The organism is Armatimonas rosea (assembly GCF_014202505.1).
Taxonomy (GTDB): Bacteria; Armatimonadota; Armatimonadia; order Armatimonadales; family Armatimonadaceae; genus Armatimonas; species Armatimonas rosea.
Map to the genome: position 1 here is coordinate 807,882 of NZ_JACHGW010000003.1, position 25,393 is coordinate 833,274.

At 61.5% G+C, this 25,393-nt stretch carries 24 protein-coding genes; 11 read left to right on the top strand and 13 right to left on the bottom strand.

What is annotated here, in order from left to right:
* Positions 1 to 3 precede the first annotated feature (3 nt).
* The 5 genes from hscB to HNQ39_RS18730 are packed head-to-tail and all read right to left on the bottom strand — an operon-like array spanning position 4 to position 3,104.
* On the bottom strand, positions 4 to 552 hold the full coding sequence (gene hscB / locus HNQ39_RS18710) for a Fe-S protein assembly co-chaperone HscB (RefSeq protein WP_184199994.1): 549 nt from the start codon (positions 550 to 552) through the stop codon (positions 4 to 6).
* Between the two features lie 12 nt (positions 553 to 564).
* Positions 565 to 924, bottom strand: a complete 360-nt coding sequence (locus tag HNQ39_RS18715; protein WP_184199997.1) for a HesB/IscA family protein — start codon at positions 922 to 924, stop codon at positions 565 to 567.
* Positions 925 to 953: 29 nt separating this feature from the next.
* Entirely contained in the window at positions 954 to 1,346 is a 393-nt protein-coding gene (gene iscU / locus HNQ39_RS18720) for a Fe-S cluster assembly scaffold IscU (RefSeq protein WP_184200001.1), read from the bottom strand.
* A 55-nt stretch (positions 1,347 to 1,401) separates the two neighbouring features.
* Positions 1,402 to 2,622: an IscS subfamily cysteine desulfurase gene (locus tag HNQ39_RS18725; RefSeq protein ID WP_184200004.1), complete on the bottom strand. Its 1,221-nt coding sequence runs from the start codon at positions 2,620 to 2,622 to the stop codon at positions 1,402 to 1,404.
* A gap of 8 nt (positions 2,623 to 2,630) precedes the next feature.
* Entirely contained in the window at positions 2,631 to 3,104 is a 474-nt protein-coding gene (locus HNQ39_RS18730) for an Rrf2 family transcriptional regulator (RefSeq protein WP_184200008.1), read from the bottom strand.
* A 348-nt stretch (positions 3,105 to 3,452) separates the two neighbouring features.
* On the opposite strand from HNQ39_RS18730, the gene HNQ39_RS18735 reads away from it, so the two are divergent.
* The 8 genes from HNQ39_RS18735 to HNQ39_RS18770 all read left to right on the top strand — a co-directional run bounded on the left by HNQ39_RS18735 (position 3,453) and on the right by HNQ39_RS18770 (position 12,636).
* The gene (locus tag HNQ39_RS18735; RefSeq protein ID WP_184200011.1) at positions 3,453 to 5,255 is read left to right on the top strand and encodes a GspE/PulE family protein; all 1,803 of its coding nucleotides are present in this window, start codon (positions 3,453 to 3,455) and stop codon (positions 5,253 to 5,255) included.
* 6 nt (positions 5,256 to 5,261) lie between these two features.
* Positions 5,262 to 6,452, top strand: a complete 1,191-nt coding sequence (locus tag HNQ39_RS18740; protein ID WP_281380285.1) for a type IV pilus twitching motility protein PilT — start codon at positions 5,262 to 5,264, stop codon at positions 6,450 to 6,452.
* 64 nt (positions 6,453 to 6,516) lie between these two features.
* Entirely contained in the window at positions 6,517 to 8,322 is a 1,806-nt protein-coding gene (locus HNQ39_RS18745) for a M61 family metallopeptidase (RefSeq protein ID WP_184200014.1), read from the top strand.
* A gap of 137 nt (positions 8,323 to 8,459) precedes the next feature.
* Positions 8,460 to 9,269: a DUF1559 family PulG-like putative transporter gene (locus HNQ39_RS18750; RefSeq protein ID WP_184200016.1), complete on the top strand. Its 810-nt coding sequence runs from the start codon at positions 8,460 to 8,462 to the stop codon at positions 9,267 to 9,269.
* Positions 9,270 to 9,278: 9 nt separating this feature from the next.
* Positions 9,279 to 9,473, top strand: a complete 195-nt coding sequence (locus HNQ39_RS18755) for a hypothetical protein (protein WP_184200019.1) — start codon at positions 9,279 to 9,281, stop codon at positions 9,471 to 9,473.
* A 67-nt stretch (positions 9,474 to 9,540) separates the two neighbouring features.
* The gene (locus HNQ39_RS18760; RefSeq protein WP_184200022.1) at positions 9,541 to 10,779 is read left to right on the top strand and encodes a D-galactonate dehydratase family protein; all 1,239 of its coding nucleotides are present in this window, start codon (positions 9,541 to 9,543) and stop codon (positions 10,777 to 10,779) included.
* A 52-nt stretch (positions 10,780 to 10,831) separates the two neighbouring features.
* Positions 10,832 to 11,464, top strand: coding sequence for a Uma2 family endonuclease (locus HNQ39_RS18765; protein ID WP_184200025.1), 633 nt, complete (start codon positions 10,832 to 10,834; stop codon positions 11,462 to 11,464).
* Positions 11,461 to 12,636, top strand: coding sequence for a hypothetical protein (locus tag HNQ39_RS18770; protein WP_184200029.1), 1,176 nt, complete (start codon positions 11,461 to 11,463; stop codon positions 12,634 to 12,636). The genes HNQ39_RS18765 and HNQ39_RS18770 overlap by 4 nt, the downstream gene beginning before the upstream one ends.
* Here the strand turns inward: HNQ39_RS18770 and HNQ39_RS18775 are convergent.
* Both HNQ39_RS18775 and HNQ39_RS18780 read right to left on the bottom strand, forming a co-directional pair.
* Positions 12,633 to 14,180, bottom strand: a complete 1,548-nt coding sequence (locus HNQ39_RS18775; protein WP_184200032.1) for an ABC-F family ATP-binding cassette domain-containing protein — start codon at positions 14,178 to 14,180, stop codon at positions 12,633 to 12,635. The genes HNQ39_RS18770 and HNQ39_RS18775 overlap by 4 nt on opposite strands.
* Positions 14,181 to 14,750, bottom strand: a complete 570-nt coding sequence (locus tag HNQ39_RS18780; protein WP_184200035.1) for a peptidylprolyl isomerase — start codon at positions 14,748 to 14,750, stop codon at positions 14,181 to 14,183. It abuts the gene before it with no gap.
* Between the two features lie 145 nt (positions 14,751 to 14,895).
* Here HNQ39_RS18780 and tnpA point away from each other — a divergent pair, with 145 nt between their 5' ends.
* Both tnpA and HNQ39_RS18790 read left to right on the top strand, forming a co-directional pair.
* Entirely contained in the window at positions 14,896 to 15,360 is a 465-nt protein-coding gene (tnpA, locus tag HNQ39_RS18785) for an IS200/IS605 family transposase (RefSeq protein ID WP_246385682.1), read from the top strand.
* A gap of 116 nt (positions 15,361 to 15,476) precedes the next feature.
* Positions 15,477 to 17,849, top strand: coding sequence for an extracellular solute-binding protein (locus tag HNQ39_RS18790; protein WP_184200041.1), 2,373 nt, complete (start codon positions 15,477 to 15,479; stop codon positions 17,847 to 17,849).
* A 75-nt stretch (positions 17,850 to 17,924) separates the two neighbouring features.
* Here HNQ39_RS18790 and HNQ39_RS18795 read toward each other — a convergent pair whose 3' ends face one another.
* The 3 genes from HNQ39_RS18795 to HNQ39_RS18805 are packed head-to-tail and all read right to left on the bottom strand — an operon-like array spanning position 17,925 to position 20,502.
* The gene (locus tag HNQ39_RS18795; protein ID WP_184200044.1) at positions 17,925 to 19,235 is read right to left on the bottom strand and encodes a DHHA2 domain-containing protein; all 1,311 of its coding nucleotides are present in this window, start codon (positions 19,233 to 19,235) and stop codon (positions 17,925 to 17,927) included.
* A gap of 49 nt (positions 19,236 to 19,284) precedes the next feature.
* Positions 19,285 to 20,235, bottom strand: a complete 951-nt coding sequence (locus HNQ39_RS18800; protein WP_184200047.1) for a DUF1385 domain-containing protein — start codon at positions 20,233 to 20,235, stop codon at positions 19,285 to 19,287.
* A 12-nt stretch (positions 20,236 to 20,247) separates the two neighbouring features.
* Positions 20,248 to 20,502: a type B 50S ribosomal protein L31 gene (locus tag HNQ39_RS18805; RefSeq protein WP_184200050.1), complete on the bottom strand. Its 255-nt coding sequence runs from the start codon at positions 20,500 to 20,502 to the stop codon at positions 20,248 to 20,250.
* Positions 20,503 to 20,664: 162 nt separating this feature from the next.
* On the opposite strand from HNQ39_RS18805, the gene HNQ39_RS18810 reads away from it, so the two are divergent.
* On the top strand, positions 20,665 to 21,204 hold the full coding sequence (locus HNQ39_RS18810; RefSeq protein WP_184200053.1) for a hypothetical protein: 540 nt from the start codon (positions 20,665 to 20,667) through the stop codon (positions 21,202 to 21,204).
* On the opposite strand, the gene HNQ39_RS18815 is transcribed toward HNQ39_RS18810, so the two are convergent.
* Genes HNQ39_RS18815 through HNQ39_RS18825 form a run of 3 tightly spaced genes read right to left on the bottom strand, consistent with a single transcriptional unit; the run spans position 21,201 to position 25,327 of the window.
* Positions 21,201 to 22,583, bottom strand: coding sequence for a tetratricopeptide repeat protein (locus HNQ39_RS18815; RefSeq protein WP_184200056.1), 1,383 nt, complete (start codon positions 22,581 to 22,583; stop codon positions 21,201 to 21,203). The two genes, HNQ39_RS18810 and HNQ39_RS18815, sit on opposite strands and share 4 nt — an antisense overlap.
* Complete coding sequence (locus HNQ39_RS18820; protein ID WP_184200059.1) at positions 22,565 to 23,812, bottom strand: hypothetical protein; 1,248 nt, start codon at positions 23,810 to 23,812, stop codon at positions 22,565 to 22,567. Before HNQ39_RS18820 ends, HNQ39_RS18815 begins: the two co-directional genes overlap by 19 nt.
* Positions 23,813 to 23,839: 27 nt before the next feature.
* Positions 23,840 to 25,327, bottom strand: coding sequence for an SIR2 family NAD-dependent protein deacylase (locus tag HNQ39_RS18825; protein WP_184200062.1), 1,488 nt, complete (start codon positions 25,325 to 25,327; stop codon positions 23,840 to 23,842).
* Positions 25,328 to 25,393 lie beyond the last annotated feature (66 nt).

The following is a 25,393-nucleotide window of genomic DNA, read 5'->3' on the forward strand; positions in this document are numbered from 1 at the left end:
CGCCTAGCCGAGAGTCTTGTTGAGGTTGTCCAGCACGCGCCTAAGATAGCCGCGTGTGGACGCCACTTCCTGCATGCCATCGAGAGCGGTCTGTACATCGCCGGCATCGTAGGCCAAAAAGAGCTCCCCGAGCCGTGCCCTGAGCGCGTCGTAGGCTTCCGAGAACTCCACGCGTGCGGCTTCTAAGCTACTGCGCTGACTCTCATCGCCATCCTGGAACTCCATCAGGGCCTCTTGTAGCTCCATGACCGTGGCGAAGAGCTCCTTGGGGGGCTTGGCATCGCGCATCTCACCCAGCTTGACACTGCGCTCTCGGCGGAGAAGATACTCGGCGCGGGAGAAGGGATCGCGGAGCGTGCGGTAGGCATCGTTGACTAGCGCGGTGGAGGTCAGGGCATCGTCTTGTGTGGCCGTGTCGGCTGCGGCAAAACGGTCCGGGTGGAAGCGGCGAGAGAGCATGCGAAACTGGGTCGCAAGTTGCTCATCGCTGGCCGCCGCCCCCACGCCGAGAATCTCGAGGTAGGAGGCGGTCGGGTCCAGAAACTCAGACATGGTCACGCGAGGTTACTTGGCGGTGAAGCTGGTGCCACAGCCGCAGGAGCGCACGGCCTGGGGGTTGTCGAAGACGAAGCCGCCCTCCATCAGGTTCTTGATGTTGTAGTCCAGGGTCGTGTCTTTGAGGAACTTGGCGCTCTTGATGTCCACCACCACCCCGAGATCGGCCTGCTGGTAGAGCAGATCGAACTCCGGGTCAGGGTTGGCCTCAAAGTCGATGACATAGGAGAGCCCCGAGCAGCCGCCGCCTCGCACGCCAAGGCGCAGGAAGGCTTCTTCCTTACCTGCCTTCTTGGCCTGGCGCTTCACCGCGGTAATCGCTGCCGGGGTTAAGGTCACAATGGGTTCGGTTGTCGGGATCGTTTCCATTTTTCTTCTCCGCCGATTGAGATCAGCGTTTACTTGATCGACAGTGCTTGCTTGGCCTTGTAGTCCTCGATCGCCGCCTTAATGGCGTCCTCGGCGAGCACGGAGCAGTGGATCTTCACGGGGGGAAGCGCGAGCTCCTGGACAATCTGGGCGTTGCTGATAGACATCGCCTCTTCTAGGGTCTTGCCCTTTACCAGCTCGGTGGCGAGGCTGGAGCTGGCGATCGCGGAGCCACAGCCGAAGGTCTTGAACTTGGCGTCCTCGATAATCCCCTCGGGGCTGATCTTGAGCTGGAGCTTCATGACATCGCCGCACTCCGGTGCGCCCACGATCCCCGTGCCGACGTCTTCCGCGTTCTTGTCAAACGAGCCCACGTTGCGCGGGTTCTCGTAGTGGTCGATAACTTTCTCAGAGTATGCCATTGTATTAATTCCTTGTAATGTTCCCCCATCGGACGGGGGCTAGGGGGTGGGCAGGCTAGTGCGCGTTCCACTTCACGGTCGAGAGGTCGACGCCTTCGAGGTGCAGCTCCCAGAGGGGGCTCATCTCACGCAGGCGGCTGACCTCGCTGATCACCTTTCGCGCGACCCAGTCCACTTCTTCCTCGGTCGTGAAGCGGCCAAAGCCAAAGCGCAGGGAGCTATGGGCCAGCTCATCGCCCAGGCCCATGGCCTTGAGGACATAGCTGGGCTCCAGAGAGGCCGATGTACACGCGGAGCCGGAGCTCAGTGCGACATCCTTGAGGCCCATTAGAAGGCTCTCGCCCTCGACAAACTCGAAGCTGATATTGAGGTTGCCGGGGAGGCGCTGGGTGGCGTGGCCGTTGATGTAGCAGCTATCGCAGGCATCCATGATGGTCTGTGCCATGCGGTCGCGCAGTGCGGTGAGGCGTGTGATCTCACTCTCCATCTCCTCCATCAGTAGCTCGGCGGCCTTTCCAAAACCGACAATGCCGGGGACATTGAGCGTCCCCGAGCGGAAGCCACGCTCGTGGCCGCCGCCGTCGATCTGGGCCGTCAGCTTCACGCGGGGGTTGCGGCGGCGAACATAGAGCGCACCGATTCCCTTGGGGCCGTAGATCTTGTGCGCCGTGAACGAGAGCAGGTCGATATGCAGGTCATTGACATCGAGCGGGACCTTCCCATAGGCCTGCACCGCATCGGTGTGGAAGAGGACACCCTTCTCGCGGCAGATCGCCCCGATCTCCTTCAGGGGCTGAATGACACCGATCTCGTTGTTGGCGGCCATCACCGAGACCAGGATGGTCTTGTCCGTGATCGCGGCCTTGAGCTCGTCGAGGTCGATCAGACCGTCGGCACCCACCCCGAGGTAGGTCACGGACTTGCCGTCCTTCTCCAGATGCTTGCAGGTGTCTAAGACCGCCTTGTGCTCGGTGACAACCGTGATGATGTGATCGCCCTTCTCCGCGTACATCTCCGCGACACCTTTAATGGCCAGGTTGTTGGACTCGGTGGCGCCCGACGTGAAGATAATCTCCTTGGGGTCTGCCCCGATCACCTTGGCGAGCTGCTCCCGGGCGATATCGATCGCCTCTTCTGCGGCCCAGCCGAAGCTATGGCTGCGCGAGGCGGCGTTGCCGTAGACCTCGGAGAAGTAGGGCAACATCGCCTCGACCACACGGGGATCGGTGCGCGTGGTGGCATTGTTGTCGAGATAGATGGGTAGTTTGACGCTCATAGTAGGTTTTATTTCTGGGCCTGGGCCATCATCAGTGGCACGGCATTCTCAAATCGTTTCCCGCGCAGTGGCTCCGGGGTGAGGAGCTCGGCCAGGGTCATCTGGCGCAGGATCTCCGCCATCTGCTCCTGAATGCGGGCAAGGGGGCCGCGCAGGTGGCAGTTGCGTGCCTGCTGACAGCCCGTCAGCCCCGACTCCTCCCAGCACTGCGCAATGGCCAAGGGGCCGTCGGTTGCCTCCACGATCTCGGCGATCGAGATGCTGGTCGCCTCCCGCCCAAGACGGTAGCCGCCGGTGGGGCCGGGAACCGAGAGCACGAGGCGGTGCTTGGCGAGGGTCTGCATCACTTTTGCGAGGAGCTCGGCAGGAATCTCATAGCGCTGTGCAATCTCACGAGGACCGACCAAGCGCTCCGTGCCTTCTGTTGCCAGAAAGCAAAGGGCGAGGAGTGCATAGTCTGTCTTTTTGGTAAACGTAAACACAGGGGGCGAGGTTCCCGATTTTTTTAGTCGCCGACTAATTATGTCGGTGATTGTCTCTATAGTATCGGCATGCGCAGGATCTGTCAATATGAAAATAAAACAATTGTTTGAATTGCGCTGGAAAAGGCCTCTGTGTTATAATCGGCTATCCTAACCAAACAGGTTCCGGACCCTAACGTTTACTGCGGCGGGAGTAGGTTTGAGAGTTAAAATTTCAGTGTTGAAACGACACCATTCACACCAGATGAGTAAGCCCGCCACCGCGACCGATCTGCGCTCATTTCGGGATACCGCTGGCATCATTTTCCGTTCCTTCAAGAACGATCACTTCGGGGAGGGTTAACTCAAATGTCATTCGCACGAAAAAGTCTCGCTGACATTCTCCTGGAAAAGCAGTTTGTCACGGCTGCTCAGCTAGAGGAAGCCAAAGCGGCAGGCGGCGACCTACGCAAGGCCGTTATCGACAAGGGCTTCGCCATGGAGGTCGATGTCTATAAGTGCTGGGCGGAGTCCGAGGGGCTGCCTTTTGTCGATATCACCAAGCACAAACCAGAACCATCGGCGCTCAATGTGGTTCCACAAAATGTGGTGACGCGTCACAAGGCCATCCCGGTTCGCAAGGACGGCCAGACGCTCTATGTGGCGATTGCGGACCCGCGCAACGTGCCGGCCATCGACGATATCAAGATCGCGTCGCGCGTGCCGATTGTCCGTGCCCTTGCCGCATCGCCCAGCGATATCGAGGCGGCGATCAAAGAGAACTATGGTGCGGCGCTCTCGGCCCCGACCACGAGTAGTGCGGTTGCGACCAGCGGTGGTGCCCCACAGCCCGGTGTGGGAGCCCTCGCCCTCAAAGGCCTGATCGATGAGGTTGTCAGCTCCAAGGGCGGTAGCAAGGACGATGAGATTGGGGCCGATGGTGAGGATGCCGATGCGGCGCCTATCATCAAGATGGTCAACGCGATCCTCTCCAACGCGATCGACATGGGGGCCTCGGATATCCACATGGAGCCCTTCCGCCGGAGCATGCGTGTCCGGTACCGAATCGACGGTGTTCTGCGTGAGGTGATGCCCATCCCCAAGCTGATCCAGAACTCCGTGGCCGCCCGCTGTAAGATTATGTCCGACATGAACATCGCCGAGCGGCGTGTTCCCCAGGACGGTCGTATCGGTCTGAAGCACAACAACAAAGACTACGACATGCGCGTGTCCTGTCTGCCGTCGATGTACGGTGAGAAGATCGTCATGCGTATTCTTGACAAGTCGTCCACCCAGATCGGTCTGGAGCGCCTCGGCTTCCGCCCCGAGGTCATGGTGCCTCTCGAAGAGCTGGTCGAGCAGCCCAACGGGATGTTTATCGTGACGGGGCCCACGGGTTCCGGCAAGACCACGACCCTCTACTCGGTGCTTCACAAGCTCAATAAGATCGAGCGCAATATCATTACGGTCGAGGACCCCGTTGAGTACGAGCTGATGGGGGTGACCCAGGTTCAGATCAACAAGAAGGCCGGTCTGAACTTCTCCAACGCCCTGCGCTGCTTCCTGCGCCAGGACCCGGACATCATCATGGTGGGGGAGATGCGCGACCTGGAGACCGCCGATATCGCTGTCGAGTCCGCGCTTACCGGACACCTTGTTCTCTCGACCCTCCACACCAACGATGCCCCGTCGGCGACCATGCGTCTTGCGGACATGGGGGTGGAGCCCTTCCTGATTGCGGCGACCCTGATTGGTATCCTTGCACAGCGCCTCGGCCGAACGATCTGCGCCAGCTGTAAAGAGAGCTACCAGGCGACCGCGAAAGAGCTGATTCCGTTTAACTTTGGCAAGTCCACGGTGCATGAGTTCATGCCCGAGTTTGGCCTCAATCCCACCGATCTAGAGCAGCCGGTGACCCTCTACCGAGGACGGGGCTGCGATGTCTGTGGAGACACGGGCTACAAGGGACGAACCGGAGTCCATGAGATGCTCATCATGAACAATGAGATCGCCGACCTGATCGTGCGCCGCGCGCCGCTGGGCGATATCACCGATGGGGCATCCCGTGGCGGAATGAAGAAGATGCGTGAAGACGGCCTGATTAAGATTCTACGCGGGATTACGGATGTCTCGGAAGTCCGGCGCGTTGTCTTCACGGCGGGAGAGGGATAAACCACTATGTCAACCACAGGACCAGACGAAGTTCCCCAGCCAGAGCGACTGGTAGGGGCCGGTGGCGGGCGCATGCGCTCGCTGGAAGATGCGCATATCGACGAGCTGTTGCACCTTGTCTTTGAGACCAAGGGCGCCTCGGACCTGCACATCGCCTCGGGCTTGCCGCCGGTGATTCGCGTGGACGGTAAGCTGCTACAGGCACCCTACGAGCCCTTTACGCCGCAGACCAGCCAGCGCATCAACTACGATATCCTGACCGACGAGCAGATTCAGAAGTTTGAGTCCACCATGGAGCTCGACTTCTCCTACGCACTGGGGCGCGCCTGCCGCTTCCGTGTGAACCTCTACCGCGACCGAGGGACGGTGGCGGCTGCCTTCCGAACCATCCCCACCAAGATCCCGACCCTCGACGACCTCAAGCTCCCGCCGATCGTCGAGAAGATCGCCCACAACACCCGTGGTCTGGTGCTGGTCACCGGTCCCACGGGATCGGGGAAGTCCACCACCCTGGCGGCGATGATCAACGACATCAACATGCACCGCTCGGAGCACATCCTGACGGTCGAGGACCCGATCGAGTACCTCCATAGCCATAAGATGTCGGTGGTGAACCAGCGCGAGCTGGGCCAGGACACCAAGAGCTTCGCCAACGCCCTGCGCGCCGCACTCCGAGAAGACCCGGACGTGATCCTGGTCGGTGAGATGCGAGACCTGGAGACCATGTCACTTGCCGTCTCCGCGGCAGAGACCGGCCACCTTGTCTTTGCGACCGTCCACACCAACTCCGCCGCATCCACCGTCGACCGTATCGTCGACTCCTTCCCACCCGGCCAGCAGGAGCAGATTCGTCTGCAGCTCTCCAACAACCTGATCGCCGTTCTCACCCAGCAGCTCCTGCCCCGTATCGGCGGTGGGCGTGTCTGCTGCCAGGAGATCATGATCGCCACCCCCGCTATCCGCAACCTCATCCGTGAGGCCAAGGCCCACCAGATCACGTCGATGATCCAGACCTCGGGAAATATCGGGATGCAGACCATGGACATGTGTCTGCGCGACATGACCATGAAGGGGACGATCACCAAGGAGATGGCTCTCACCCGCGCCATGAACCGCACGGAGCTGGAGAACATGCTCATGCAGGCCGAGATGGTGGTGGCTCAAGGCGGAGAGAACGCCAAGAACCGCCGCATGTAGCTCGGAGCGCTGGAAATGGCCCCCCGTGCCTGGCACGGGGGGCTTTTGTTTTGTAAGATGTGGCATGGTTTTCCCTGCCCTCCTTGCCCCCGCTCTGCTCGCGCCGGCACCCCCGGCCATTCGCCTGACTATCGATGCCCGCGAGGTCAGCAAGCAGGTGGTTCACGTGACCCTGCGCTTTCCCGTGACGCCGGGGCCGCTGACCCTGGAGTACCCGAAGTGGATTCCGGGGATGCACGAGCCGGTCGGGCCGGTGCAGAACCTGGTGCGGCTCGGGTTCGCCGCGAATGGAAAGCCGGTGGCGTGGCGGCGCGATGGCTACGATGCCTACGGCTTTCAGCTCACCGTGCCTGCCGGGGTGAAGGAGCTGGAGGCGCACTTTGACTACCTCCCGCGGCCCAACGACTCGGACGAGATCGCCTATGGGGTCGCGGCAACTGGGACGCTCGCGGTCATCAACCCAAGCGCCTTGCTCCTCGCCCCGCGTGGTTCGGCGCTCACCAAGACTGCATTTGCTCCCACGGTCCTGCTACCGGAGCGCTGGCAAAAAGCGACCTCGCTGCCGACAACCCCGACCGTCTCCCTAGAGCGCCTGATGGACTCGCCGATCTTTGCGGGGGAGCACCTCAAGCGCTTCGAGCTCCCGAGCCCCGATGGCGTCCCGCACACGCTCGCGGTGGTGGCCGACACCGACGAGGTCGCGACTCCCAATGCCCATGTGCTGGCCTGCATGCAGAAGCTGGTCACCGAGAGCGCCGCGCTCTTTGGGGCACGTCACTACGACAAGTTCACGTTCCTGCTCGCGCTGACCAGTGGGCTGCCGCAGTACGGGCTGGAGCACCATGAGTCGACTGTCAATGTCCTCCGGCCCAATGCTCTGGGCGATGGCTCAGGCACACCGGGGCAGTGGAACGCCAACCTCCTGCCGCATGAGTATGTCCATAGCTGGAACGGCAAGCACCGCCGTCCGTACGGGCTCGCCGGGAAGACCTTCAACCAGCCGCTCTCCACGGACCTGCTCTGGGTCTACGAGGGGATGACGGAGTACCTGGGGGAGGTGCTGATGACCCGCTGTGGCTTCTATCCCTTCGAGGCCGAGCGAGAGCACCTGCGGCAGACCCTGGTCTCGCTGGACGGCCGCGGGGCACGGACCTGGCAGTCACTGCGCGATGCGGCGCTCGCCTTTCCGCTGATCACCAACAAGGGCGATAGCACGCGCCTGCGCCTCTCCAACGATATCTACTACGAGAGCATGCTCCACTGGCTGGAGGCCGATGCCCTGATCCGGCAGAAGAGCAACGAAAAACTCTCGCTGGACGATTTCTGCCGGCGCTTCTTCGGTGGGGTGAACCGCGGCCCCGAGGTGCGTCCCTACACCGAGGCCGAGCTGGCGGCGACGCTTACCGCCACGCTCCCCGGTGTCGACTGGACGGCCTGGCTCCACCAGCGCTTTGATTCCCTGGAGCCGCAGGCACCGCGCACGGGGCTAGAGCTGGCGGGCTGGCCTGAGCACCTCGGGGAGCTGAGCGAGCCCCGCCGCGAGCAAGAGACCCTCACCGACTTCCGCTTCTCCCTGGGCTTTCGCCTCGCCGGTGCCCGCATCACACGGGTCGAGCCCAGCTCGTTTGCTGCCCAGGCAGGGCTGGTCGTGGGCAATCAGCTGACACTGCTCAACGGAAAACCCTTTAGCAACCAAGCCCTCCGCGAGGCGATTCGCGGCTCCAAGACGCAGGCGACGCGGCTGGTCCTACAGGTCGATAGCGCACGTGAGGTGGCCTTCGACTACCTGGGGGGGGAGCGTCTTTCCGTGCTGGAGCGGGCAGGCTCCACACCGGATCGCTTGAGTCTGATTTTTCTAAGAAAAAAATAGGAGAAGTGCTTGACGTATGCCTTAGGGTGGGTTAAAGTATCGTCTAAGTAAGAGTCAAGTATTAAAAAATAATGAAATCGGGATCGCACCGTCGGACACTGGTTGTTTCATCATAAACCTTTACGAGGTGTCAGAAAATGTCTCATCATCAAAAACGGTCCGCGTTCACGCTGATCGAACTCTTGGTTGTGATTGCTATTATCGCCATTCTCGCGGCGATTCTCTTCCCCGTGTTTGCGCAGGCTCGTGAGAAAGCCCGCGCGGTCGCTTGTCTCTCCAATGCGAAGCAACTTGGTCTTGGCCTGATGATGTATCTTCAGGACTACGACGAAAAAGTGCTGCCTCGCTACCAGGCCTGTCCTAGTACCGGTCCTACGGGTCCTACCCAGAAGCTCTGGACCGATACTCTCCAGCCCTACATCAAAAATCAAGGCATCTTTGTCTGTAACTCTGCCAGTAATACGAACTACTGTGACCAGTGGACACAGTGGAACGCGACAATCCCTTCTACCAACAACCGTGGGCGGCTCTCGGTGGGCTACAACCAGACCATTAGCGGCTGGTACTACGCTACCGCAGACGGCTGTGGGGACATGATCCTGCCGACGATCCCTCAGATCCAGGTGCCGTCTAAGAACGTCATGTTCGCCGACTCGCCGTCGGGGGATATCGCAGGCGGTTTCCGTGGCTATCTCATGGGAAATACCGGTCTGAATGTTCCCTACACCGCGACCTCAGCGGGAAGTATTGCGGCAAAGCACAACGAAGGCACCAACCTGACCTTCTTTGACGGACATGCCAAGTGGTACAAGGGCACTGCACTTCTGTGGAAGCCCAATGCGACCATTAACTGCAAGGACTCGTCGCTCTGGCTCAATCCTTACATGGATATGAACGATGCGCACGTGAAGTTCAATATTTCCGACACCTGCATCCCCGATCCATAGGACGAGCACATGAAAGAAAAAGTAAGCCCTCTGATGCTCGTGGTCGCGGGGGTAGTGGTGGTCGCAATCATTGGGTTGCTGATCTGGAAGTTCAGTGGCTCAAGTCCCGGGGACGCTCCCCCGGTGATTGTGAAGCCGGATAACCCCAACGATCCCAAGTACAAGCCCGATCCCCGGCTTGGCCTGGGCGGTGGCGGCTCCTAAAAGAGAAATCTCCCCTCCTGCGCAGTGCGTAGGAGGGGTTTTTGTTTTTCATGGTGAAGCTGTTGGCATGAAAATCACCGATGTCCGGGTGATCGTGACGTGCCCCGGACGAAACTACGTCGCTGTAAAGATTCTCACCGATGAGCCGGGTCTGTATGGAGTGGGGGACGCCACGCTCAATGGCCGTGAGCTCGCCGTTGCCGCTGCGCTGCAGGAGCACCTCGCGCCCCTGCTGATCGGCCGAGACCCCGACCAGATCGAGGATATCTGGCAGATGCTCTTCCGGGGGACCTACTGGCGCGGCGGTCCCGTGCTGATGACCGCGCTCGCCGGGATCGATATCGCGCTCTGGGATATCAAGGGCAAGCGCGCCGGACTTCCCGTGTACTCGCTCCTGGGGGGCAAGACCCGCGACGGTGCCTGGGCCTACACGCACTGTGGCGGCCACACCAACGAGGAGCTGGAGGACTCGGTGCGGGCGGCGATGGCGAAGGGCTTCCAGCATATCCGAGTCCAGTGCCCCGTTCCCGGCGCGACCTCGACCTACGGCATGGGCGGCGCGGCAGAGGCGGCGAGCGCGAGCTGGCTCGGAAAAGGCAGCGGCGACGGTGGCCCGATGCCCCATGTGGAGGGGAACTGGGAGCCGGCGAGCTATCTGAGAGTCGTCCCCAAGATGTTCGCCTATCTCAGAGACAAGCTTGGCGATGAGCTCAATCTCCTCCACGATGTCCACGAGCGCCTGAACCCGGTACAGGCGGCCCGTCTCGCCAAGGAGCTAGAGCCCTACCACCTCTTCTTCCTCGAAGATGCCCTGCGCCCGGAGCATAAAGAGAGCTTTCGCCTGGTCCGCAATGCCTCGACCACGCCTCTTGCCATGGGCGAGCTCTTCCACACCAAGTACGAGTGCCTGCCGCTCTTCACCGAGCAGCTGATCGACTTTATCCGCTGCGACATTGGGCATATCGGGGGGATCACCGAGGCCAAGAAGATCGCGATCCTGGCCGAGCCCTACCAGATCCAGACCGCCTGGCACGGCCCCGGCGATATCAGCCCTGCGACCCACTGCGCCAATGTCCATGTCGATGTCTCGATCCCCAACTTCGGCGTTCAAGAGATGGTCTACTTCCCGGAGATCGTCCACGAGGTCTTCCCCGGTGCCCCGGAGTGTCGCGACGGCAAGCTCTGGCCCTCCGAAGCTCCCGGCCTCGGCTGCGACATCAACGAGGAGGCGGCTAAGAAATACCCCTACCAGCGCAACTACCTGCCCGTCTGCCGCCGCGCCGATGGCTCGGTCCACGACTGGTAGATACGGATTTCCAGGTGAGTCGGGGATAGAATAGTGACAAAGGTAAACGCATATGTCTGCATCTCCTCTTCCTCTTCCTAGCACACCATCTGCCGCACTTCTGGACGCTGATCCACAGACGGGCCGCGTGATCTGGAACCGGTCGGCCTTCCACGCCATTGCCCAAGCGGGGCTGCTTGAAAATGGCCGCTACGAACTTTTGGAAGGGGAGATCGTTAAAATCATGCCCAATGAACCCTACACCTTTGTCAACTCCGAGCTTGTTTTTTTACTTGCGAATATCTTTGGAAGTGCCTATGTTCGAGTCCCAAGCTCCCTGGCCGCCAGTGAAACCAGCGAGCCTGAGCCCGATGTCTCCGTGACGATCAAGCCGCGCCGTGAGTACCTCAAGACGGGCATTCCCCCCGGCAGTGAGTTTCGTCTGGTCGTGGAGGTCTCTGATAGCACGCTCTGGCGGGATAAAGGCCAAAAAGCACGGCTCTACGCCACGGCAGGGGTTCCCGAGTACTGGGTCGTCAATCTTACCGGACGCACGGTGATCGTCCACCGCAGGCCGGTCGGGGAGGACTACCAGAGCATCGTCACCTACAACGAGAACGAGACGATCTCCCCCGAAGCTGCCCCGGAGCACACCATTGTGCTTTCCGAGATATTCCCACCCGCCGACGTCACGCCCGACGAATGACTGCAGAAGACCTCTTGGCCGAGGTAAGCAATCCCGCCACTCTACCTGAGCGGCTGGAGCGGCTCTGGTTTGGGTTTCCCTACCCCCAGCAGAAGCCGGGCTACCACGGCTCCCACGAGATTCGCCGCCGCATCGCCGCGCATCCGAACCTCACTCCAAAGCTGGCAGGGCGGGCACTAGGAAAGTACCCCGATACTGTGTGTGAGAACCCTGTTTTTCCGTTACTCAAGCTGGAGGCACCTCATTTGGTGAAGCTCGTGCCTCCTAGCGACATGCTTGCCTGGCTGAAGCGAGAACACTGCCCCCGTCTGTTCGTCGAGCTGATGCTGGGGAAAAACTGGCCCCTCGTCTCCGAAGCTGCCAAGCGCCATGTTTCCTACGCAGGATATATCTCCCGCGATGAGCTGCCCGATGTTCTGCGGACAGAGCTTATCGAGATGCCCAAGGCAAAAGATGACAAGAGCCTGAAAGCTCTGCACGATGTCGGACTGGTGCCGCAAAGCATCGCGGAGCATTTCGGATTAGGAGAGCCCATGTCTCTCCCTGATTTACCTGGGGATGCCCTCCCAGTAGACCGCGAAGAGGAACCGCTTACTGAAGAAGAGGAGCGTGAACTCAGGAGCGATCTCTGGCCTGAGAAGTCAGATCGTCGGCCCTACTATGCACTAGGAATGGGCCGTTGGATGTACTTTCGTGAGATCGCTTGTAACCGCAAAACTAAACCGGCAGTGCTACGCCGACTTGCAGAACTCACGGCACGGTTTCACAGTGGGCTCACTCACGATCTCGCAAACAACCCTTCTACACCACCCGATGCCTTACTGATGCTCCTTAAAGCAGGGAATAGTGTTTATTGGCTGGCAAAGCGGTTCGAAGTGCTGCCTGATGCCTCTTCTCTGGTTCACCGCGAGCTTGTGGCAGTTCGACACTGTTCGGGCGATATAACCCAACTTTCCTGTGTACTTGCGCTGGCTAACTCACCCTCCGTACAGGGCGACCATAAAAATCTCGTAAAGGCAGTGAACTGGCGGCGACGGCTGGGGCTTGCACTGAACCCACTCACACCACCAGATTTGCTGGAGCTTCTCTCCCACGACGGCAACAGGCTGGTGAATGCCGCCGCGAAGGCACAACTGGAGACGCCAGGAGTTCGCCTCTTGGAGCAGCTCTAGGCGCTCTCGTCGCGCACCTTGCCCTCGCCCTCAAAAATCAGCCTTCGGGTGGCGACTTTGTCCAAAAAGAATCTATCGTGGCTGACCACTAAGACCGCGCCGGGGAAGTGGGTGAGGGCCTGCTCCATCACCTGGATGCTGGGCATGTCGAGGTGGTTGGTGGGCTCGTCGAGGATAATCACGGGAGAGCCGGAGAGGAGGCACTGCGCCAGTGCGACCCGCGACTTCTGCCCACCGGAGAGCGTCCCGAGGCGCTGCTGCAAGTCCATCTCGGAGAAGCGCAGCATCTCTAAAAACTTATGGACATGCTTGCGCGGGGCGTGAAAGGCCAGCCCAAACGTGTTCACGGCGTGCGAGAGCGTGTCCTTGGGCTCCAAGTTCTCGAGGAGCTGGTTGAAGTGCACCGCCTTGACGCCGCCCTCCCAGCGCACAATCCCGGAGTCCGGCGCTTCCTCGCCCGTCAGTAGCCGCAGAAGCGTGGACTTGCCGCTCCCATTGCGCCCGACAATCGCGAGGCGCTCGTTGCCGTGGAGCTCGAAGGTCAGGTTGGTAAAGAGAGTCTGGTCCCCATAGGCCTTACACAGGTCTTCGACCCGGAGGAGGTTATCTCTTACGTGTAGCCCCTCGTAGATCTCGGTGATCAGCACTTGCGCGGGGCGGGGTGTGACCCGCTTCTTGAGGTCTGCCAGCTTGCGCTCGCGGCGCTCCTTGTGGTCTTTTAGCGCCTCGGCCTCCAATAAAAGCAGCTCTTCCTCATGCAGAAACTGCCGCTCGCTGGTCTTGAGGCGGAAGGGCTTCTCACGGATGTAGTCTGTGTAGTTGCCGGCGTAGTCGCTGAGGCGGTAGTTCTCCAGCTCGACAATGCGGGTGACAACCCGGTCCAAGAACTGCCGGTCGTGGGAGACCAAGAGAACCGCGCCGGGAAAGCCCCGGAGCCACTCCTCCAGCCAGGCGACTCCCTCGACATCGAGGTAGTTGGTCGGCTCGTCCAGAAGCAACGCATCAGGGGACTCCAGCAGAATCTTCGCCAGCGCCGCACGGTTGCGCCACCCCCCGGAGAGCTGCGCGATGGGCCGCGAACGGTGCTCGTCGTTGAAGCCCAGCTTGCCCAGAACGGTGTCGATCTCCACCCGCCAGTTCCAGCCGTCGAGGAGCTCCATGCGCTCCAGAAGCGCCGCCTGTTTCTCCAACAGCGCCTCTAGGTCGGCACCGTCGTCGGCGAACTGGCTGCCAATTGCCTCTAGCTCTGCCTCGATCTGACGTGGCTCGGCCAGAACCTCGCCAAGTACCTCTTCCACGCTCAGGGTGCTGTCGAGCTGGGAGAACTGAGAGAAGTAGCCCACCTTGAGGCCGGGCTCTTGCTCGACCCGGCCCTCGCTGGGAGCGAGCTCGCCTAGAAAGAGCCGAAGGAGCGTGGTTTTCCCCGTCCCATTCTGCCCGATCAGTCCAACTCGCTCCCCTTTTGCCAGCTTGAAGTAGACCTCCCGCAGGACCTGCCGAGTGTCGTAGCGCACGGTGACCCCATGCAGGCGCAGGAGGCTCAACTACTTGATCAGCTTTGCGGTCTTGATGGCATCGAGCTTGGGGAAGTTCTTCTCCAGAAACTTATTGCCCTCCGCCGCGATCTGCCCCTGAAGCTGCGTCAGGCTCTCACCGTACTCGTCGTAGAGCTTATCAACGACATCCATGCCCGAAACGACCTTGGCAAAGGGAGAGAAGCCCATACTGTCGAGGTTAACATTATCCTTGAGGTTGATAAAGAACTGGGTGGAGCGGGAGTTGGGGGCGCTGGACTTGGCGTAGGTGAGGAAGCCACGCTTGTTGCTCGCCTTCACGGCATCATCGGGGATATTGCTCTCCAGCCATTTGGTCGCCAGCGACGGATCACCATGGATGCCGAACTGGACCACAAAGCCGCGTACGACACGGAAGAACTTGATCCCGTCGAAGAACCCATTCGTCACCAGGTTGTAGAAGCGATCGACTCCGTTGGGGGAGAGCTCACGGGTAGCCTCGACCACGAAGACTCCCTTGGTGGTCTCGAACCGTACTTTGAACTTAGCCGGTGCCTTCTCCTTGAGTGCCGCCGGATTTTTGAGTTTAGGATTTTGCATGCGCCTATTGTACCGTGTGTCATAGAAGACACGGGCCAGCTTCGCTTCTGGCGTGCCGCCACAAAGTCGCTCCGCGACATGGGAGGGGGAAGAAATATTTTTTTAATTTTTATCAGATTTGGTAGGTGTCAGCCGTTATAGGGGCATGAAGGGAAACAGACAAGTCGTGCGGCGCTCACGCTGGGGGAGAAATCGGGTTTCGGTTGGGCTTCATGTGATTTGGACAACGGTGCAGCGGAGACCACTCGTGACCTCAGAGCTTGAGCGGGCGATCTATAGGAGTATCAGCGGGGAAGCAGAGAAGCTTGGTTGCCATGTCTTGGCGATTAATGGGATGCCCGACCATGTGCACGTCGTGCTCTATCTTTCCGTTACCACTAGCATCTCAAACCTAATGAAGCAGATGAAGGGGGCTTCGTCATCACTCGCCCGAAGTCTCGCTGGGCCAGATCAGTTCTTCCAGTGGGCAGATGGCTACGCCGTCTTCTCGTTGAGCCGCGCCCACCGACACAATGCAATCCAATATGTCGAGCGCCAAAAAGAGCATCACATGGAAAGAACAACACGAGCCGCCTGGGAGCAATCCACCGAAGACGATCTACCAACCTAAACAAATGAAACATTGATGTCGCGGAGCGACTTTGTGGCGGCACGCCAGAAGCGAAGCGGGCCCGCCTCGTTCATGAGGCACAGGGAGGCAAGGGCAAGAGGCAGGTACAATAGGGCATGCGGATTCTCTGGTGTTTGCTAGTGCTGGTCTGGGCGAGTGTCGTGCGGGCGCAGACGGAGCCGATTGTGATCAAGGTCGGGGGGGCGTACTCGACCTGGGGCATCCCCGACCCCAACTCCACGGCACCCTTTGACCGGGCGCGGCGCACGGTCTTTGAGGCCTTTACCAAGAAACACCCGGAGATCAAGCTGGAGCGGTTCACATCGCTGAGCATCCAAGGGCCCGCGGCGGAGTCCGGGATTCTCATGGCCTACGCAGGTGGGACCGCCCCGGATATCGTCTACGTCAACATGCGGCTCATGCGCCAGTACATCGGGCAGGGTTTTTTGCAGCCGCTGGATGGCCTGCTGACCAAGTACCCCGAGACCCTCAAGCGGGTGCACCCCAACCTCAAGAAAGAGCTGACGGTAGAGGGGCATGTCTACTCCGTGCCCTATGCCCAGTTTGTGCAGGCGCTCTACTACCGCAAGGACCTCTTTCGGGAGGCGGGCCTCGACCCTGACCGACCGCCGCAGACCTGGGACGAGTTCTACACCTACTGCCAGAAGCTCTACGATGAGAAAAAAGGCCAGTGGGGCTTTACCTTTCCGCCGTCGGACGGAAGCTGGTACTGGATCAACTTCTTGTATGCGGCGGGCGGCGATGTCACCAAGCAGAACGAACAGGGGCAGTACACCGCCGCGTTCAACTCCGAGGCGGGAGCGCAGGCACTGGAGTTCTACCGCAAGCTCATGACCGCGCCCTGGACCGATCCCAAGACCGGCAAGACCCTCAAGGGAGTGAGCACCAAGTCCACGACCCGCTCGCAGGACATCTCGGCGGGGAAGCTGGCGATGTGGTTCAGCTACCAGAGCGACGACCTGACCAACATGAACTCGTTCGACCTGAACCCATCGCTGCTGGGAATCGCACCGCTCCCCCAAGGCCCGACGGGCTTGCGCGGCAACGAGCTCAACGCATCGATGTGGGGCATCAACGCGTCGGTGAGGGACGAGCGCAAGCTCCAGGCGTGCTACGACTTTGTGAACTTCATGGCCAGCGAGGAGGCGAGCCAGATCCGGGTCCAGGCCTACGTGGAGAACGGGCTGGGGCAGCTTGTCAACCCCAAGGAGCTCAAGAAGTGGGGCTACGACGAGTTCATCACGGCGTCGGCGCGGCCCTGGCTGGAGTCCCAGGAAGCGCTCTTTGCCTCGGGGAAGCCCGAGCCCGCGGGACCGAACATGGCCTTTATCTACAAGCTCCTGGACGAGCCGCTGGATCAGGTCACGCTCTACCCCGACCGCTCGGTGAAGGAGATTCTGAGCGCGGCGGAGCAAAAGGTCAACGCCAAGCTCCTCAACTACGCCGACCCTGCCATCGTGGCATCGCGGCGCAAGGTCGCCAATGGGATCGCGGGCGTGATCCTGGCGGGGCTGGTCGCGCTGCTGGGGCGGGCGCTGGTGCAGGCATGGCAGGCACGCAAGCTCGGGGCCGCGCCGGGGGGGAAGCTCTCCCTCCGCACGCACCTAGCGGCGTGGGCCTTCATGCTGCCGGCACTGCTCTCGGTTGCGATCTGGGCCTACCTGCCGCTCCTGCGTGGCATGGTCATGGCCTTCCAGGACTTCCGCATCTTGGGCGACTCCAAGTGGATCGGGCTGGATAACTTTATCGAGGCCGCGACCCAGGAGACCTTCTGGAAAGGGTTCTACAACGCCTTCGCCTTCACGGGCTGGCTGCTCGGGCTGGGCTTTTTCCTGCCGATTATCCTCGCCCTCATGCTTAATGAGATTCCCAAGGGCAAGGTGGTCTACCGGATGCTCTACTACCTACCTGCGGTCACGACCAGTGTCGTGGTGGCGATGCTCTGGAAGCAGTTCTTCGATGCCAGCCCACAAGGCTTTGCCAACTCGCTGCTGGCGCTCTTCCATGTCGAGCCCCAGAAGTGGCTCCAAGACCCGGCGCAGGCCAAGTTCGCGGTCGTGCTGCCACTGATCTGGGCGGGGGCGGGGCCGGGGAGCATTATCTATCTGGCCGCTCTGCAAGGCATCCCCGATGAGATGTACGAGGCGGCGGACTTAGACGGCGCGGGCGTGCTCACCAAGATCTGGCGCATCACCCTCCCGACCCTCTCGCCGCTGATCCTCATCAACCTGGTGGGTGCGACTATTGGTGCCTTCAAGATCATGGAGCCCGTGCTGGTCCAGACCGCCGGTGGCCCCGACTATGCCACCCACACCATCGGGCTGGAGATCTGGTACAACGCCTTCATGTACCTCAAGTTCGGCTACGCCACCGCCGCCGCCTGGATGATGGGCCTCGTGCTCGTCGGGCTGACAACCTACCAGCTCAAGGTCCTGCGAAACGTCAAGTACAGCACCGCCGGACGGTAGGAGATAGCTCCCGTATGGCCGGAACGACCTTTGTAGCCGAAGGCTCTCCAGCCCCCCCGTTCTGATCGGGGGGGACTACTGCTCGATGCTGGCTTGGAGCGCGGGGACGAGCTGTTTCTTACGCGAGACGACGTGCCCCAGATCAAACTCATTGGTGCTCAGGCGGGCAAAGGGCAGGACATCCACCATCGTGCGCTCCCCGACCACCAGCAAGTGGCTCGTGCCGTCGATCACATTGGTCACCATCAGGCAGACAATCGCGTGGCCCTCACGCACCCGGCGGATGGTCATGGCATCGAGGAGCTCTTCCTGGCGCTCCGGGAGCTCTAGGAGGCTGCTCACCTCGACCTGACCGATACTGACAAGCTGCTGGGCCATGACATAGGTCTTGCGGTCGGAGTCGACGATATCCTCGGCGGTGCGCGACGAGAGCCCGGGGGCGGCGCGCAGGAGCTCCTCGCCGTAGAGAGCAACATCGACCCGGGCGACGCCACCGAGCCACTCGGCCATGACTTGGTCTCGCGGGGTGCTGGTGGGGGAGCGGAAGACCAGCGTGTCGGAGAGGATACCGGAGAGAAGCATGCCCGCCAGGGCACGCGGCGGGGTGATGCGCTTGGCACGGCACTGCTCGGCCACCAGCGTGGACGTGCTCCCGACAGGATCGACCACAAAGGGGATCGGGGCCGGAGTGGGCGGGTTCCCGAGGCGGTGGTGGTCCAGTACCCCCACGATCTCGGCTTCGTCGGCACCGGGCACGGCCTGGCCCAGCTCGTTGTGGTCGACCAGGATCAGGCGCGCACGGGGCGGGTGCAGGAGCGCTTGCTGGGACGCAAGCCCGACGTAGCGTCCCGAATCGTCTTGGACAATAAAGCGGCTTGCCTCCGCGCGGAGCAGGGTTGCCTTGTGGTCGGAGAGGCGGTCGCGCTGGCGCACCAGTGGGACGGTCTCCGCGAGTGCTCCACAGAGGCGGGACTCCAGGTTACCCGTGGCAAGTGCCCGCGCCAACGCGAGGGGAGAGACCAGCCCACAGGCACGGCCTCCCGCTTGGAGCACGGGAACCGCACTCTCCCCCGAGGCGAGCTGAGCGAGTGCCTCGGTGAGGGGAGCCTGCGCCTCAACGGTCGGCGTGCGCTCTAGGATATGTCCAAAGGTGGGCGAGGCCTCCGAGAGCAGGGGGGGGGCCTCTTGCTCGTAGCGGTGGAGAGCGTAGCGTGCCTGCTCCGAGGGCTGGCCTGCCCGTGCCGCCTGGTACTTTTCATCGGTGTCGTGCGAGAGAAACCAGGCGTACCCTAGGGCGGAGGCGATAGCATCGGTATCGGGGCGCTGGTGACCAATAACATACGTGAGCTTGGGGGACCAGTCCATACGTTCGGAGAGAGCGGGCATAGCTCTATGCTACCCGAAATGCGTTTCCAGCGCGTTTCTATCTTTATTTCTATATCGCGCTGTTTTCCGCAGCCATCGCGGCCTTTAGCGATGCGATGGAGACCTCGATCTGGCTGTCGTCGGGCTCGCGTGTCGTGAGCAGCTGAGTCCACATCCCAGGGCGAGAGAGCGCCGCCATGAGCGGGTTGTGGCGAAACTTCCCGGCAATGCGAAGGAGCTCAAAGGCAACTCCTGCGACCGGAAAGACCATCGCGAGCTGGATGAGAATACGCTGCCAGAGCGGACGATCGTAGAAGAAGGCGACGGCTAGGACCGAGAGAAAGATCACGATCACCAGAAACGAGGTCCCGCAGCGCGGGTGCAGGCGGCTCGCCTCCCGGACATTTGCGACCGTCAGCTCCTTGCCGGCCTCAAGTGCATTGATCGCCTTGTGCTCGGCGCCGTGGTACTGGAACACGCGGTAGACATGGTTCATCCGTGCGATGGCGAGAATATAGATCGTGAAGATGGAGAAGCGCACCAGGAAATCCACGATCCCCAGCTGCCAGCCATGGAGGGAGGTGGTTTTCTTGAGGGCCTCGATCCCAAACTGCGGCAGGATCTTAAAGAGAAAGACCGCAAAGATCAGCCCGGTGAACATCGCCCCCCCGATCAGCGTGTCACTGACCCCGACGGACTTCTTGACGGGCACGACACCTTCGACGAGCACTGCGTCGCTTGCAGGAACTGCCTCATCGAGTTCTTGTACAGGGCGTGTGTCCTCTTCGGCGACCTTGGCAGCCCAGAAGAGCGACTTGGTGCCCAGGGTCATGGCATCGACGAGGGAGAAGCCACCGCGCAGGAAGGGGATCTTCTGCCAGGCGGGGCGCAGGATCTTCGGCACCGGCTCGCAGGTGAGGGCGATCTCGCCATTGGCACGGCGAGCGGCGACGGCAAAGTGATGGGGGCCACGCATCATCACGCCCTCGATGACTGCCTGGCCCCCATACAGATCTGACATAGTTTGCGACGACTACTTCTTCAGGAACTTTGCAAACTTCGACTGGAACTTCTCGACACGGCCTTCGCTGTCCAGAATCTTCTGCTTTCCGGTAAAGAAGGGGTGGGTGTCGGAGGTAATTTCCGCGACATAGAGGGGATACTCTTTGCCATCTGTCCATGTGGTGGTTCGCTCAGTCTTGAGGGTCGAACCTGCTAGGAAAGAAAAGTCGCTGGAAGCATCTTTAAAAACGACGAGGCGGTAGTCCGGGTGGATTCCTTCGCGCATGAGAGTTAAGTCCTTTCAAGCAATTCCCGACGATATCCGACCGCCAGGCGCGAGGGACATTCTATCGCTTTTTCCACTACGCTGCAAATTCAATGCTAGTCGGGGATTTTCAGCGTATACTAAGTGCTAAACTCAGAGGTTTTTTCCGAAGGAAGGTTTTGTATGAAAAGTGGACGTGGTGGGTTGTGTGTGGTCGCGACGGTTCTCGCCCTTGGGGCACTGGCCGGGTCAGCAAAGGCGCAGGCGGAGCCGCAAGGGGTTCGCTTCTGGATTGGCCCCAGCCTCGGGAACAGAGACAATGAGATTGCACGCCAGACCCTCTCCGCGATTGGTTACTCCAAGGCTCTGGGCCGCGATAAGAACGAGTCCCTAGAGTTCTATGCCGATGCGTTTCGCGTGATCAACCGCCCTGCCGAGGTGGTGGCGCGCAAGGTCACCGACGAGGTGATCGGGGCGGGATTCCAGCGCCTCTACAAGGTCACCGATAAAGCGGGGGTGGGGGCGTACTATGGCTTTGGGCTGGGCTTCTACCGCAACCGCCAGTCAGATACGTTTCTGGGAGGTGGTTCGGTGACCTCGCAGTCTGCCGGAGGTAAGCTGCTGGTCGGCACCAGTATCGATGGCCCGTTCTTTCTCCAGCTCCAGCTCACCTATATGAACACCCGCACCGACTTTCAGCTCGGGGTGGGGCAGCGGTTCTAGCTCTCCGAGAGCTCGAGACGCTCGTTGGCGCGGCGCACCCAGATCGACTCAACCGGGAGCGCCGCCGCCCGCTCCCAGGCAAAGCGCGCGGCGCTACTCTCCCCTAGCTTGCCGTAGCAGTCGCCCAGCATCACCCAGTTCTCGGGTTGGTTGATCGGGTGGGGCTCTAGGCGCAGGACGTTCTTCCACTGCGCTGCCCCTGTCTGCCAGTCCCCCTGAAGTGAGGCAAGCCGTGCCTCCATGCGTGCCAGCGCGGCTCGCTGCTCCTGGGATGCACTCTCCCCACCCTGGGCGCGGAGCTCGGTGGCCTCCTCTTGCGCCTTTGCCTCTTGGCCCATGTGCCAGAGAATCGAAACGCGCCCCAGACGCGTCAGGTACTTGCCACGCCCTCCCAATGCACGAAGCTGCTCATTGGTGTGCTTGAGTGCCTGCTGGTAGTCTTCCCGCGCTAGGTCGAGGCTGATTCGGGCCGCCAAGGTAGTGGCTCGCTTGCGGGTGGCAGCAATCGCCTCCTCCAGTAGCGCGTCGGCCTCGTCGTGTGCCCCACGTACGCAGGCACAGGTAACACGCAGGCTCAGCGCCCGTGCACGTGCGTAGGGGAGCGCATCCTCAACCTCGCGTGCCAGCTCCTCCGCAAGGCCCACGCGCCCACGCAGGAGAAGGCCTCGCGAGGTCTGTAGAGCAACTTGGACAACCGAGTGCCAGTCCGCCCCCTGCCGTGCCAGGTAGGTTGCCTCTTTGAGCCGATCGAGCGCCTCGTCGGATCGGCCTTGGACCCCAAAGACCAGTGCCTTGATCCGCATGGCATCGGTCTTATGATCCGCTGTCGCGTTTCTATGAACAAGCGCCTTGCTCGCCCAAGACCAGGCATCACTGTCCCGGCCGGAATCGAAGGCAGAGGCAGCCGCCATCGCTAGCATCCCGGGAACCGCGACTCGGTCATCGGGGAGGGCCTCCAGGGCCTCAAGGGTGGCAGCGTACGTTCTGTCGGGATCGTGCTCCTGGCTGAGCCGAATGACGCGGGCGAAGGCACGGCTCCCGGGATCGGTGAGGAGCTCTTCGGCTTGGGCGGTTTTCTCGCGCATCTCCGCGGCTTTCTGGGTATGGCCCCGGGCTTCGTAGAAGTGGCTCAGGCGGCGGTAGAGATCCGAGTGGTGCTCGGGGCTCGCGACGGTGAGCGCGGCCTTGACCAGCGCCTCTCCCTCGTTGAAGCGCTCGACGGTCAGGTAGAGCCCTGAGAGGGTAAAGAGCGCAGAGCACTGGAGGTCATTCAGTGCCGTGAACGGGGGGCAAAGGTGCGGCTCAAGGAGCGCAATGGCCTTGTCGAGCTTTCCAAGATCACTGAGACGCTGTGCGGTGGTTAAGGTGTTGCTGTCCATTGTTGGTAGAGGGCTTCGTGGTAGGCTCGGAACGCGGGGGCGAGGGGCTGGCGGAGGAGCTCTGCCTGGGCTTCGCAGGCCTGGGTACGGGCACCTTGGTGCCAGAGAGCCTGGGCATAGGCCTCTCGTTGCTCAGGGGAGTCATCGGCAGGCTGTGGGGGCGGCGTGGTGATCCCGGTGAGCGCCAGCGCCCAAGCACGCCGTAGCTGCACGAGAGGAGCTCTCTCTCTCAGGTCCTCTAGGTGCATCAGGGCCGTGGAGCCATCTCCTGCCTCCAGAGCGACTGTGGCCGCCAAGAGGGTGGTCTTTGGGCCGGGAGCTGCCCGCTCTAGCCACTGCTGTGCCTTGGGGAAGTCGCGCTGGAGCCGCGCCAGGGTCACTCCGAGCCCGATATCCTCGCCCGTGAGCAGGGCTTCGGTCTCGCTCAGCTGGTTGTTGAGAAGCAGAGCGGTTGCCAGATAGCGACGGCTGGTCGCCTGGGGAGAGAGGGTATGGAGCGCCTTGGCATGGGTGAGGAGTGCCTCCCAGTCGTGCTGGGCCTCGGCGGCATGGAAGCCCACCCGGTGCATCTCCCACTGGAGAGCCGGTGCAAGCTCCGGGGTCGCCAGTGCCTGGGTGAGGTAGCTACGCGCCGTGGCGGCGTAGCCGGCGTGCTGGGCGGTGAAGGCGGTAAAGCAGAGCAGCGTGGGAACCGCGACGCGCTCTGGGTAGCTGGTCAGGAGCTCCTCTTGCAGAAGAAGCGCTTGGGGGTACTGGTGGAGGCGCACCAAGCGCTCCTGGCGGGCAAAGAGGCGGTAGGCGGTGTCGGGGATCTCTTCGATCAGGGCATCTGCTTGCGAGCGGCTCGCCTCGGCCTCCTGGGGGAGATCCAGGGCGTCCTGGCAGCGCGCTAGGTGACGCAAGACATCGTGCCGCCCGGAGGGGCCAAGCTCCGAGGCGGACTGGAGGAGCTCTTGGCAGACCTGCTCCCCAAGGCGCCACTTTTGGAGGGAGACGTAGAGCCCACAGAGGCGGTAGCGCGCCTCCGCGATAAAGGCGGTCTCGGTGGGGCCAACCTGGCGAAGCGCACGCTCTAGCAGGGCGACTGCGGCGAGACTGGCTCCCTGGGACTGGAGGGCATCCGCCTCCTCCAAGACCTCCTGGCGGCTCTTACGGCCCCGGCCCGCAAGCGCCAGGCCGATCCCGCCGCCCAAGACTCCCAGGGCGACAGGAAGCAATAGCTCAAACACGCCTTATTGTACCAAAGAGAATGCTGCCTAGGAGTGCTCGTGCTGGTAGAGGGCCGCAAACCAAGGTTGCGCGACAAAGTTGCGAAAGACCGGATTGCTCTCCAGCATCCCGCGCAGAGGAAGAACACCTTGCTCCTGGCAGCGCGTGAGCCAGCGACGAGTCCCCTCCAGATCGCCCCGTGAGCCCGTGAGACACGCAAGGAAGTAGGCCGCGCTCCCGGGGGTGAGGAGCTCCGCCTTGCTGAGGTGCTCCAGCGCCTCACAGACCAGCGCCTGAGACACCTCGCCGCGGGTGAGCTGGGCGCGGCGTGAGAGAGCCATCCCCCAGAGGTACTCGATATTGGAGTCCTGGCTCTGGAGAGCCGTCGCCTGCTGGTACTTCTCACAGGCAGTGCTCAGCAAGCGCTCTGCATCGGCACCGGACTTGAGCTTGGCTTGCTCGGAGAGTGCCATGGCCCACTGGACCAGAACCTCGGTGGTGTCGGGCTGGAGAACCAGCGCTCCTGCATAGCGAGCGTAGGCCGCCTCAAAGAGCACATCGGCCTCGCGGTTGGCCTTGAACTGCGCCCGCAGCACAAGCTCATCGGCCTCACGGAGCTGGGCGGCCACAAAGCTCGGGTGGACATCTTTAGGGCGCGGTGTTTTGACTTGTTCCTGGAGGCGCTCTAGGATCACATCGGGCTGGGAGGCGGGACAGAGGGTCTCCATGATGGCCTGAGGGTGCTCCAGGAGCCGGTCGGCGAAGTCTGAGGAGAAGACCCCGAGCTGCCGGACGAGCTGGACAAAGAACTGGTCCGACGAGTACCCGCTCAGCCAGTAGGCCTCTTTCCCCGGTTTGAGGAGGCGGCTCTGGACACACGCCGCAGGAGCTTCGTCGCCGTGGCCGACCCAGTAGAGGCGGTTGGAGTAGTGTTTCTGCAGAGCGAGCCGGGGGAAGACAGTCGTGTCGGTGCCACTGTAGCCCACGACAATCAGCGGGCGGTTCTGGGTGGACTCCTCTAAGACGGCCTTTAGGTAGCGGGGAGGGATGTGGGTGTTGCCGGTTCCTTGCCCCTGGAGGTAGAAGAGGGCGGTATCGGGGAGCTTGAGGAGCTGGTCCGGGGAGAGCTGGGGGACATTGAAGACCGCAGGAAACTCGCCGGCAAGGGCACAGGCGCGGACAAGCAAGGGGTCGAAGTTCGTGGTTAGGACCCGATCGACAAAACCTCCCTTCATCAGGTGGGCGATCGCCAGGTAGGTGGGGTTTACCTGGGAGTGGTGGACACAGCGGTTGATGAGTGCCTGCTGCTCGCCCGGTGCGAGCTCCTTGAGGTAGGCGGCGTAGCTGCGCTCTGAGGCGCGCTGGGCGGCACGGGGGAACTCCTCCTCGATGCTGTGTAGCATCTCCTCCGCTAGCGGGATGCCCGCCGAGACCGAGCAACCCGCCCCGACAAGAAGGGTCGCCTTCTCGCCTCGCAGGTTCGCCCTTCGCAGGGTCTCCAGAACATCCTCAATGCCACGCCTCAGCTCTTGCATAAAAATAACAGCCTCCAATCAAGAGATTGGAGGCTGTCGTGTCCGGCTTTACCGTATCCTGACTAG